Origin of the sequence: Chryseobacterium sp. ON_d1 (genome assembly GCF_006829085.1) — a bacterium.
Lineage (GTDB): Bacteria > Bacteroidota > Bacteroidia > Flavobacteriales > Weeksellaceae > Chryseobacterium.
Genome location: NZ_BJTC01000004.1, coordinates 23003 through 34722, shown reverse-complemented (window position 1 = coordinate 34722; position 11720 = coordinate 23003). Strand labels below are relative to the sequence as shown.

The 11720-nt window shown below is 37.0% G+C and carries 12 protein-coding genes; 7 read left to right on the top strand and 5 right to left on the bottom strand.

What is annotated here, in order from left to right; translation table 11 throughout:
* Positions 1 to 223: 223 nt before the first annotated feature.
* The 6 genes from CRS_RS07345 (at position 224) to CRS_RS07320 (ending at position 6434) form a co-directional block, all read left to right on the top strand.
* Positions 224 to 1462 carry an OmpP1/FadL family transporter gene (locus tag CRS_RS07345; protein ID WP_142723419.1) on the top strand — a complete coding sequence of 413 codons (1239 nt, stop codon included), beginning with the start codon at positions 224 to 226 and terminating at the stop codon, positions 1460 to 1462.
* Between the two features lie 12 nt (positions 1463 to 1474).
* Positions 1475 to 3037 carry a G-D-S-L family lipolytic protein gene (locus CRS_RS07340; RefSeq protein ID WP_142723418.1) on the top strand — a complete coding sequence of 521 codons (1563 nt, stop codon included), beginning with the start codon at positions 1475 to 1477 and terminating at the stop codon, positions 3035 to 3037.
* A gap of 85 nt (positions 3038 to 3122) precedes the next feature.
* Positions 3123 to 4061, top strand: a complete 939-nt coding sequence (locus CRS_RS07335) for a ribose-phosphate pyrophosphokinase (protein ID WP_110009120.1) — start codon at positions 3123 to 3125, stop codon at positions 4059 to 4061.
* 56 nt (positions 4062 to 4117) lie between these two features.
* On the top strand, positions 4118 to 4771 hold the full coding sequence (locus tag CRS_RS07330; RefSeq protein ID WP_142723417.1) for a 50S ribosomal protein L25/general stress protein Ctc: 654 nt from the start codon (positions 4118 to 4120) through the stop codon (positions 4769 to 4771).
* A 100-nt stretch (positions 4772 to 4871) separates the two neighbouring features.
* Positions 4872 to 5099 (top strand): DUF5808 domain-containing protein, encoded by a 228-nt coding sequence (locus CRS_RS07325; RefSeq protein WP_142723416.1) that lies wholly within the window; start codon positions 4872 to 4874, stop codon positions 5097 to 5099.
* Between the two features lie 114 nt (positions 5100 to 5213).
* Positions 5214 to 6434, top strand: coding sequence for a cysteine desulfurase (locus tag CRS_RS07320; protein WP_142723415.1), 1221 nt, complete (start codon positions 5214 to 5216; stop codon positions 6432 to 6434).
* A 54-nt stretch (positions 6435 to 6488) separates the two neighbouring features.
* Here the strand turns inward: CRS_RS07320 and CRS_RS07315 are convergent, their stop codons facing one another.
* On the bottom strand, positions 6489 to 6611 hold the full coding sequence (locus CRS_RS07315; protein ID WP_142723414.1) for a GNAT family acetyltransferase: 123 nt from the start codon (positions 6609 to 6611) through the stop codon (positions 6489 to 6491).
* Between the two features lie 153 nt (positions 6612 to 6764).
* Between CRS_RS07315 and CRS_RS07310 the strand changes: the two genes are divergently transcribed.
* Entirely contained in the window at positions 6765 to 7586 is an 822-nt protein-coding gene (locus CRS_RS07310; protein WP_142723413.1) for a T9SS-dependent choice-of-anchor J family protein, read from the top strand.
* Positions 7587 to 7649: 63 nt separating this feature from the next.
* On the opposite strand, the gene hemE is transcribed toward CRS_RS07310, so the two are convergent.
* Genes hemE through hemA form a run of 4 tightly spaced genes read right to left on the bottom strand, consistent with a single transcriptional unit; the run spans position 7650 to position 11622 of the window.
* Positions 7650 to 8681, bottom strand: a complete 1032-nt coding sequence (hemE, locus tag CRS_RS07305) for a uroporphyrinogen decarboxylase (protein WP_142723412.1) — start codon at positions 8679 to 8681, stop codon at positions 7650 to 7652.
* Between the two features lie 31 nt (positions 8682 to 8712).
* Positions 8713 to 9396 carry a uroporphyrinogen-III synthase gene (locus tag CRS_RS07300; RefSeq protein WP_142723411.1) on the bottom strand — a complete coding sequence of 228 codons (684 nt, stop codon included), beginning with the start codon at positions 9394 to 9396 and terminating at the stop codon, positions 8713 to 8715.
* A gap of 56 nt (positions 9397 to 9452) precedes the next feature.
* A complete protein-coding gene (gene hemC / locus CRS_RS07295; protein WP_142723410.1) occupies positions 9453 to 10361 on the bottom strand; it encodes a hydroxymethylbilane synthase in 909 nt (302 codons plus the stop codon).
* On the bottom strand, positions 10348 to 11622 hold the full coding sequence (gene hemA / locus CRS_RS07290; RefSeq protein ID WP_142723409.1) for a glutamyl-tRNA reductase: 1275 nt from the start codon (positions 11620 to 11622) through the stop codon (positions 10348 to 10350). The genes hemC and hemA overlap by 14 nt, the downstream gene beginning before the upstream one ends.
* Positions 11623 to 11720 lie beyond the last annotated feature (98 nt).

Below are 11720 nucleotides of genomic sequence, written 5' to 3'. Positions count from 1 at the left end.
GTGGTGAATATACTTTAAGTTAAACACTTGTTTGAAATTAAACAGTGTAATACATATCTTTTCTTATTTTTCATAATTATTTCATAATGATTGGTTTGTGTTTTGATTTTTTTGAAATATTATTTTAAACATAGTTTTCTTTTGGTATATTGTTTAAAATATTAGGAAATATTAACAGACGTATTCAAAATAATTTTATATTTGGCTTATATAATAATAGTCTATGAAAAAAATATTAGTATCAACTGCTTTATTGGCGGGCGTTCTATCTTACGCAGGAGGCTTCAGAGTTTCCCTGCAGGGGGTAAAACAATTGGCAATGGCGCATACTAGTGCTCATGCCGAAGATGCGAGTGTGACATTCTTCAACCCGGCGGGTATGTCATTTATCCCTTCCAAACTGAGTGTAGTGGCAGGAGGGTTTGCTGCAAGTAATAAGGTTACTTTTCAGAATTTCAATACTTTACAAAGTGCGGAAACAGATAACCCTGTAGGAACTCCTTTTTATGCAGCGATTACTTATAGACCCATAGAAAAACTTACCGTAGGTCTTAGTGTTACCACTCCTTTTGGAAGTACCATCAAATGGCCTGATAACTGGGAAGGTAAAGAATTGGTACAGAAGCTGGAGCTGAAAAGTTTCTACTTCCAGCCTATGATTTCTGTGAAGCTGGCTCCATGGCTTGCTTTCGGAGCGAGCTATATTTATGCACGAGGAGTAGTGGATTGGGATAAAGCTGTTACCCAATTTGACGGAAAAGTTAACATCAATGATAAAAAAGCAAGCGGACACGGATATGGATTCGGTTTCTATTTCAGACCTGATCCTAAATTAGATGTAAGTATTGCTTACCGTTCACCGGTAGATATGAAAGCTAAAAATGGAACAGCTACCTTCCAGTTCCCATCACAGTCTGTTTATAATCAGCTGAAATTGAATGCGGCCGGACAGGACGGATTCTCAGCAATGCTGCCACTGGTTGAAGAATATACTATTGGTTTAACCTATAAAGTGACACCGAAATGGCAGGTTTCTGCAGACTTTAACTATCATGGATGGGAGAGATACAGTAAGCTGACCCTGGATTTCGAAAATGCACCTATTGGAAACAATCCATCAGATCCTACTATTCTTACCAATCCTAAGAACTTCAAAAACTCTAAGACATTCAGACTGGGGACTCAATATGCTTTCACCAATATGATCTATGGACGTTTGGGAGCTTATTATGATGAAGCACCTTACACTACTGATAATTTTATTCCGGAAACTCCTTCATATGACACGTATGTTGTTACAGGTGGGGTAGGTTTCAAGTTTAAGCAGTTCGGAATTGATGTTGCAGGAGGATATGCAATGCCTCAGTACAGAAAGGTAAACAATGTTAATATAGGACTTGAAGGCCAGTCAAAAGCAACTGCTTTCTATCTGGGTCTAGGTTTATCTTATAATCCTTTTTAATTTTAGAAGACTATGAAAAAAATTATAATATCGACAATTGCAGTTTCTGCACTTCTTTTTACGGTAACAAGCTGTAATACGGATTTCGATACGGATGTGAAAGATATTCCGGTAACAAAAGGTGATGCAGACTTTTCAAAATATATCTCTTTAGGAAATTCACTTACTTCAGGATATCGTGATGGTGCATTGTACAACAGTGGTCAGAATGAATCTTATCCAAGTATGATTGCTGCACAGATGAAACTTGCGGGTGGAGGAGATTTTAAACAGCCTTTGATGCCTAATGATATCGGTGGATTTAATAACCTTCCCGGATTTTCAGGAAAACTGACATTACAGGTGGTTAACGGATCTTTAGCACCTGTGCCAAGTGCGCCGGCGGGAGCCTTGGATAATGTAACTTCTGGGGGGCCTTATCAGAATATGGGAGTTCCGGGAGCAAAATCTTTCCATCTGATTGCCCCTGGATATGGCAGCCAGGCGGGTCTGGCAACAGGAACGGCTAATCCTTATTTTGTAAGATTCGCTTCTTCTGCAACAACCAGTGTTCTTGCGGATGCTATGGCCCAAAAAGCTACTTTCTTCTCACTTTGGATTGGGAATAATGATGTATTATCATATGCTACCAATGGAGGGACAAATTCTCAGACGGTAGCTGGAGTTACAACATATACTGCTGCTACAGTTCAGACCGGAAATACCAATCCAGCAACGTATAAATCAAATGATATTTCTGATCCGGCGGTAGTAGCCGGTTCTATAAAAGCGGTTCTTGACGGACTTAAGAGCGTTGGGACAACAAAAGGAGTGGTGGCAAATATTCCTTATGTTACATCGGTTCCTTTCTTTACAACAGTGCCATATAATCCATTGACACCTGCTGTTTTAGGAGCTAACTTAACAGCTCTTAATACCAGTCTTTATGGTCCTTTGAAGCAGGCACTTACTGCTTTTGGTGCCGGAGATAGAATTAATTTGCTTTCCACAACAGATCCTAACCCGGTATTGATTAAAGATGTTGCCCTTACAGATTTATCAGCTCAGCTTACTGCAGCTCTTACTCCTTCTTTAGGGCTACCTACTGCAACCGTTTTCGGGCAGATTTTCGGACAGGCAAGACAGGCTACAAAAGATGATTATATTCTTCTTACTACAAGTTCTTTAATCGGAACTAATGCGCCGAATGTACCAGCTCCGGTAAATGTTTATGGAATTTCTTATCCATTGCAGAACCAGCATGTATTGACAAAAACTGAAGCCGGTTATGTGAAAACTGCAACAGATGCTTACAACGGTTCTATAAAATCACTTGCAGATTCATACGGATTGGCATTTGTAGATGCTAATGCTAAAATGGTGGAGCTTAACGGACAGTCCGGAATTATATTTAATGGAGTGAAATACTCTGCCAAATTCGTTACAGGGGGAGCTTTCTCTTTAGACGGTGTTCACCTGACAGGACGTGGATATGGTATTGTTGCTAATGAATTTATTAAATCTATTAATGCAAAATACAGATCTACACTTCCGCAGGTAGACCCGAACAAATATTCAGGAGTTAAATTCCCTTAATAATTGATAAAATAAAAACTTAGAAACCACAGGAGTAAATCTTGTGGTTTTTTTTTAAATTTGCAAAATCTTTTAAAAAGTAAAAATGGCCGATCAGTTAAGTTATCTATTTTGTACAAGAACCAGCAGGGACTTGGCAGAGAAAATTGCCCAGAATTATGGGAAAGAATTAGGAAAAATCAACTTTCAGGAATTCAGTGACGGGGAATTTGAACCTGTTTTGGATGAATCTGTAAGAGGAGGAAGAGTTTTCCTGATTGGATCTACATTCCCTCCTGCAGACAATCTTTTGGAGCTTCTTCTAATGATTGATGCAGCAAAAAGAGCTTCTGCAAAGAGCATCACCGTGGTAATTCCTTACTTCGGACTTGCCAGACAGGACAGAAAAGACAAACCAAGAGCGCCGATCGGTGCAAAACTAGTTGCGAACCTTCTAACAGCAGCGGGAGCTACAAGAATCATGACAATGGACCTGCATGCAGATCAGATTCAGGGATTCTTCGAAATTCCGGTAGATCATCTGTATGCTTCAACTATTTTCGTAGACCACATCAGATCTTTGAACCTTGATAATCTTACCATTGCTTCTCCGGATATGGGTGGTGCAAAAAGAGCTAAAAACTATGCAGGCCACTTAGGCGCTGAAGTAGTAATTGCTTATAAGGAAAGAAAAAAAGCAAATGTTGTGGAAGAAATGTTCCTTATCGGGGATGTAACAGGTAAAAACGTAATCCTTATTGATGATATGATTGATACTGCTGGTACACTTTGCAAAGCAGCAGATATCTTAATTGAAAAAGGAGCAAAAACTGTAAGAGCTATGGCTACTCATGGAGTGCTTTCAGGTAAGGCTTACGAGAATATTGAGAACTCAAAACTTTTGGAAGTTATTGTAACTGACTCAATTCCTGTTAAAAATAATTTGTCATCTAAAATAAAAGTGCTATCTTGCGCCCCATTATTTGCGGATGTTATGACTATGGTTCATGAGCATAAATCAATTAGCAGTAAGTTTGTTATTTAATTGATTTTAAGTGGTTTGCAAATTGAAATTAAAAACAATTTTTTAAATTTTTATAAATGAAATCTATTACAATTCAAGGTACAAAAAGAGAAAGCGTGGGCAAAAAGTCTACAAAAGCTTTACGTGATGCTGAATTAGTTCCTTGTGTTGTTTATGGAGGTGAAGCACCTTTAAACTTCTCTGCTGAAGAGAAAGCTTTCAAAGGATTAGTATACACTCCTGAAGCACACACGGTATCTATTGAAGTTGACGGAAAAACAATTCCAGCTGTTCTTCAGGATATTCAGTTTCACCCAATCACTGATAAAATTCTTCACGCTGACTTCTATCAGTTATCTGATGACAAGCCGGTTATCATGGAAGTTCCGGTAAGAATTACAGGACGTTCTAAAGGTGTTGTAGCTGGTGGTGTTTTGCGTCAGTCTTTCAGAAAACTGAAAGTAAAAGCTATTCCTGCTAACCTACCTGACGAAATCGTTGTAGATGTTACTCCATTAAGAATTGGTAACAAACTTTACATCGGTGGTATCAAAACAGAAGGATATTCTTTCATGCACCCTGACAACGCAGTAGTAGTTGCTGTTAAGATGTCTAGAAATGCAATGAAAGGAGGTGCAGCAGCAATGGATGATGAAGATGAAGAGGAAGCAGAAGAAGTTGCAACTCAGTCTCCTGACGTTCCAACAACAGAAGAAAAATCTGCAGAATAAGAATTGCTTATTTAATACACAACATAAAATCTATCAATTTATTGGTAGATTTTTTTTTGTAAAAAATTATTTCAGTGCGATTTAAAAGCAGTGTATTAAAATGAAAAAAACGGATATAAATAATAGTAAAAAAGATTTTACTGATCCAGGTTATTGGAAATTCGGGCTGTTTTACTATAATAAAGAAGATAAAAGATTGTTTCCTCCAAAACAAACAAAATTTTTAGGATGGACGATTAATTTTGCAAATCCTTATTCAATTATTGCAGGGTTAGGCATAGTCATTATCATCATTATATTGGGAACCTGTTTTGATGAAAAATTATAAATTTAAAAATAATCGACTCTTTTTGATTGTATTTTAAATTAATAATTTAAATGATTTTATGTAAATTTGAAGAGTTCTAAATAAGAACGTCTTAATTTTATAAAAAATAAATAAATGTTTGACATTCAGGAAATAAGAAGCCAGTTTTCTATATTGGATAGAGAAGTGAATGGTAAGCCACTGGTTTATCTGGACAATGCAGCTACATCTCAAAAGCCAAATTCGGTTTTGGAAGTTTGTCACGCATATTATACCGAAATTAATGCCAATGTTCATAGGGGAATTCATACGCTAAGTCAGCTGGCTACTGAAGAAATGGAGCTTTCAAGAAGAAAGATCCAGAAATTCATCAATGCTGAACATGATTTTGAAGTTATCTTTACAAAAGGTACAACAGAAGGGCTGAACCTTATCGCTTATATTTTAACGCAGAAACTGAAGAAAGATGATGAGATTATTATTTCATATCTTGAACACCATTCTAATATTGTTCCATGGCAGATGCTTTGCGAAAGAACGGGAGCAAAGCTTCGCGTGATTCCTATTGATGAAAACGGAATCCTTCAGATGGATTATTTTGATCAGTTTTTAAGTGAAAAAACAAAAGTTGTTTCTGTAAACCAGGTTTCCAATGCGTTGGGAATTGTCAATCCTGTTGAGGAGATCATTGCAAAAACAAGAAAGAATACTGATGCTTATATTGTTATTGACGGAGCTCAGTCCGCTCCACATTTCAATATTGATGTTCAGAAGCTGGATTGTGATTTCTTTGTGTTTTCAGGTCATAAAATGTATGCTCCAATGGGAACAGGTATTTTATATGGAAAACAAGAAGTATTAGAAGCTTTGCCGCCATTTCATGGAGGAGGAGAAATGATTGCAACCTGTTCTTTTGAAGAAACAACTTATGCAGGTCTTCCGTTTAAATATGAAGCAGGAACCCCCAATGTAGGAGGAAATATTGCATTAGGTGCAGCTGTTGATTTTATGAACAGAATAGGTCATTCTCACATTCAGAATCATGAGAATGCTTTATTGGAATATGCTCAGAGACAGCTTTTGGAAATGGAAGGTATTAAAATCTATGGTGAAAAAGCGAAAAGAACCGGAGTGGTTTCCTTTAATCTGGAAGGAGTGGGGATTGCCTCTGATGTAGGGATGATCCTTGATAAAATGGGTGTTGCTGTAAGAACAGGACATCATTGTACACAGCCTATCATGAACTTCTTTAATATTGCAGGAACGGTAAGGGCAAGTTTTGCGGTTTACAATACTTTTGAAGAAATTGATATTTTGGTAGAGGGAGTTAAAAAAGCTCAGAGAATGTTGAGTTAATTAATAACGATACTGATATAAATAGAAAAGCAGCCGGTTGGGCTGCTTTTTTTATTAGTCCGGAATGCATGAACAGCGCCCTTCAATAATTACCTGATGGTATCCTTCAGCACATTCAAGGCAGATATCTCCTCCTGCCATAATTTTTTTCATTTTTTGTTTGTTTAGTTTTTTCATGCGATGTGATTTAAAGGTTAGACATAAAGGTATAAATAATAGATAAAAATTCTGTTTCTTTTTACAATGAATAGTAATGTATTGATTTTGTGTATGATTATGTTTTGTAAGGTATAATTTGTTAATTTTATATAAACATCAAATATTTTTATTATGAAAAAACTATTTATTTTATTTTTATCCACCTGGGGAATATGTGATGCACAGGTTTTCTCTGAAAGTTTCAATAGTAATTCTTTACCAGCCGGATGGACGGTAGAAAATCCGGATACATCTTATAACTGGGACGTGGGTACTCAGAATGGCTTTGCCAGCTTTCCAGATGGTGCAGCTTTTTTTGACGATGATGCTGCTGGCCCAACTGCAATTAACGCAAATGCAAGATTGGTTTCTCCGGTGATTAACCTTAACGGAGTTGCAAATCCAAAACTTTCGTTTAATTATGCCAATATGATTTATGATCTGGACTCTACTTTAAAAGTTGAAGTTTTTAACGGAACTTCGTGGGTTCAGGTTTTTACCTTTTCAGGCGATGCAGGTGTCTGGGATCTTGATTTTAATACCTTTTCATATGTGGTAACAGCTTACGATACAGCGGCCAATATAGATTTGACTCCATACGCTAATGCTGCTTTTAAGCTTAGATTTGTTTATGACGACGCTGGGGATTATTCCTACGGCGTTGTAGTAGATAATGTAATGATCACAAGTGGAGCTTTGGCAACGGGGGAAGTTTCATATGCTGATCATATAAATATATATCCAAATCCGGTAAGGGATAATATTCATATTAAAATGGCTGCCCAAAATAAGGTTAAAATGATCAATGTTATGGATATGTCTGGAAAACGCATAAAAACGTTTGATAAGGAATCTGATTCGTATGACGTGTCAGATATTCCTAAGGGAACTTATATTGTTGTGATTACGGATAATAAGAATGAAGTTCTGAAGAAGAAAATTATCAAAAAATAGGCTTACAATATAAAACCTTATAGAGCATTCTATAAGGTTTTATCTATTTTAAAAGAAGTAATCTTATAAATTGGGTTTCCAGTCAACAACTGCTCTGATAAATGCCTCAGCATTTTCTACCGGTACATTAGGTAAGATGCCATGTCCAAGGTTGGCAATATATCTGTCTTTTCCAAAGCGGTTGATCATCTCTTTGACCATTTTCTTAATGGTTTCAGGTGTTGAATGAAGTCTTGCAGGGTCAAAGTTCCCCTGTAACGTCATTGTATGGTTGGTCAGTGTTCTTGCGAATTCCGGTTTAATGGTCCAGTCCACACCAAGAGCAGAAGCCTTTGACATCGTCATGTCTTCCAGAGCAAACCAGCATCCTTTTCCAAATACTACCACATGGGTAAGCGGACTTAATGCTTCAACGATCTGATTGATGTACTGCCATGAGAACTCCTGATAATCTGTAGGAGAAAGCATTCCACCCCAGGAATCGAAAATCTGTACAGCAGAAACTCCTTTTTCTACTTTTCTCTTTAAATAAGCAATGGTAGTATCTGTAATCTTTTGCAATAAAAGGTGAGCTGCTTCAGGCTGCTGGAAACAGAAAGATTTTGCAATATCAAATGCTTTGCTTCCTTTTCCTTCCACGCAATAACAAAGAATGGTCCATGGTGAACCGGCAAAACCGATCAGTGGAATCTGATTGTCCAATTTCTGAAGTGTAAGTTCAATAGCATCAAAAACGTAACCTAAGGTATCATTCACATCCGGAGTTTCAATGTTCTGAACCTGTTCCATTGTTCTGATAGGAGTATCTAACCAAGGACCAACAGATTCTTTCATTTTGAAATCAATACCCATTGCCTGTGGAACTACCAGAATATCGGAAAACAGAATCGCTGCATCCAAAGGAAATCTGCGGATAGGCTGTAAAGTGATCTCAGCCGCAAGCTCAGGAGTCTGGCATCTGGTAAAGAAATCATATTGGTCTCTTAAAGCAATGAATTCCGGCAGATATCTTCCAGCCTGCCTCATCATCCAGACAGGAGGTCTTTCAACGGTTTCTCCGCGAAGTGCTTTTAAATATAGGTCGTTTTTTATCATAATCTTTTAACTAATATTACCGCAAAAAAATCTAAATTCTACTTCGTATTTCTTTTCTGATCAATTCAAAAACTGATATCAGAGTATTGCCTTCAGAAGTATAGATTCTGTCTTGCGTATAATTTCTCAACTCTACGGAAGTGGTTTCCCCTATTGAAAATAACGTTAAGCCTTCCAGAGAATTTCGCTTTGCAAAACTACGAACTCCGCTCGGACTAAAAAATACCGCAGCATGATATTTTTCAGTTATTATAGGATTCAGTTCCTGAGTATTGTAAACCGTAACTTTTTTGTATTTAATATTTTGCAGTGGAAGATCCTTGTCCAGAACGTTGATGGCAAGATTGCCGCAGAAATGAAGAAACTGTTCATGCTGGCATTTTCCAATGATAAACCTGGAAAGTGTCTCAGCGTTTTTCAGTACTTTAAATGTACCAAAGCCATGTTTTCTTAACTCTCTTTTTGTCTTTTCGCCTACACAATAGATCTTATTGTAGTTTTTTGCAGTAAAATCCTCATTGGGCTTAAAACCATTTTTAAAAAAAGACATCACTCCGTTGACACTGGTGAAAATCAGAGAATAGTTTTTCAGATCGAAAGGACTGATCATAATAGGATTGGTCTTAATTACCTCAATACAGTCTACTGAAATATCCTCTCCTAATTCTTTGGATATAATAGATGGGTCTATATTTTTGGTAAATAAGATTTTCATGTCTGTAAAATTAAGAAGATGAAAAAGAACAGTTGAAGAATGTACAATCTGAAATATCAGATCTGGCTTTTGATTTCTGCCATTAATTCTTTTCCTCCGTTTTCAAGAACTGCTTTTGCAAATTTTTCTCCGAAATTTTCTGCTGGAGTATAGACAAAGTTCTCATCCACAGCAATACAGTTTTTTCCATCCAAAGAGCAAAGTGCAGCTTTGAATCGGATCTGATCGCCAATGATTTCTGCAAAAGCTCCGATAGGTGCAGTACAGCCTCCTTCTAAAGTGCTCAGGAAGTTTCTTTCAATTTCTACACAGACCTGGGTCTGCTTATGATTGATCTGACGTACAATTTCGTTGATCTCAGGTTTATCAGTATGTCCGGCTACGGAAATTACCCCTTGTGATGGAGCAGAAATCATTAATGGAAGCATTTCATAATCAATTTCCATTTTCATTCTTTTGATTCCGGCCAAAGACAGTATCGTTGCATCGAAATCTCCGTCTTCCAGTTTTTGAAGTCTGGTCTGAATGTTTCCACGGATATCTGAAAACTCAGCAGTAGGATAGTTTCTCAGCCAGAAAGCCCTTCTTCTCAAACTGCTGGTTGCCAGTTTAAGTTCATGAAACTCTTTATTTTTTGAAGATTCTTTTCTGATCAGGATATCCTGCGGATAATCTCTTTCCAGATAAGCGATCATTTCAATATGCTGAGGCAATTGCGTAGGAACATCTTTTAAAGAATGTACGGCAATATCAATTTCGTCATTCAATAGGGCAATATCAAGATCTCTTGTGAAAACCCCGGTAATTCCTAAAGAATATAAAGGCTGATTAAGATTCTTATCGCCAGAAGAAACGATAGGAACAATTTCCGTTAAATAATTGTTGTTCTGAAGGTGCCTCGCAACCTCTCTAGCCTGCCAAAGTGCAAGTGCGGAATTTCTCGTTCCGATTCTAATGCTTTTCATTGAATTCGTTGTTTGGTTGTTCAACTAATATTTCGTGCATTAATTTACTAATTTCTTCGGCTTTTAAAGGATTATCAATGATATATTTTGCAAAACGGTTGGTGATTTTCTGAATCATTTTGTCAGAAAGTTCCATGTCCGTGATGTTGATGTATTTGTTTTTTTTGTAAAAATTATGCATTTCATTACGTTCCATATTTTTTAAAACCGCTTTGAAATGATGGATATTGGGAGCCAGCTTTCTCTTTTTTTCCCATTCGATAAAATCTTTCATCAGTTCCTTGATGATTTTTTCAGCTTTCGGAATTTCTTTTTCGCGCTGTTGAATCGTTTCCTGGATCTGTTTTGAAAGTTCATCTACATCAATCAGTGTTACATTTTTATTTTCGGTAACATTTTTTTCAACATTATGCGGAATGGAAAGGTCAATTACCAGTGTTTCTTTGCCATTCGGGAAATGTGACTGGTTGACAATAGGATGCTTGGCGCCTGTTGCAACAATCAGAATATCAGTGTTTCTCAGTTCCTGGTCAAAATCAGAATAATCAACGTGAGGAATATTATACTTTTGGGAAATCTTTTCAGCTTTCTCCTGAGTTCTGTTGGCAATTTTAATTTTTGGCTGATAAACATGCTTTACCAGATTTTCAACCGTATTCTGCCCGATTTCACCCACTCCCAAAAGAAGAATGTTTTTTTCTGCAATTCTTTTCTGGCTGTTTAAAATATAATGAACCGCTGCATAAGAAACAGATGCTGCTCCATTGGAAATGCCGGTTTCGTTTTTTATTCTTTTTGAAATCTGAATAGCAGCATTGATGGCTCTTTCCAGATAAGGATTAGAGTTTTGTCTCTCTTTTTTGAAACGGCTGTATGCTTTTTTGATCTGCCCGATGATTTCAAAATCCCCGATAATCTGACTCTCAAGTCCGGCTGCTACCCTGAAAAGATGAATCAGCGCTTCCTCTTTGGTAAGGATATTGGCAAACTGAAGAAAATCCGTAAGGTGTACTCCAATGGTTTTGCAATACTCTTCAGCTACCAAAAGATAATTGGGCGAAGTGGTGTAGATTTCGGTCCTGTTACAGGTGGAAACCACAAATGCATCTCCAAGATCTTCCTGATGGACTCTGGAAACAAAGTTTTTGATGTTTTCATCAAAGAATGCAAACTTTCCTCTCGTTTCTACATCGGCTTTCTCGTAGCTTATGGAAAGCACGGCAAAATTCGATGTTTGATGGATGTTGGAATACTGTAACATAAGCAGTCGCAAATTTACGATTTTTTTAATTAATCATTCTCTGATAGTGTATATGATAATTATCGTAAAAAACTATAAAAGTGAATGCCGCAAAAGGA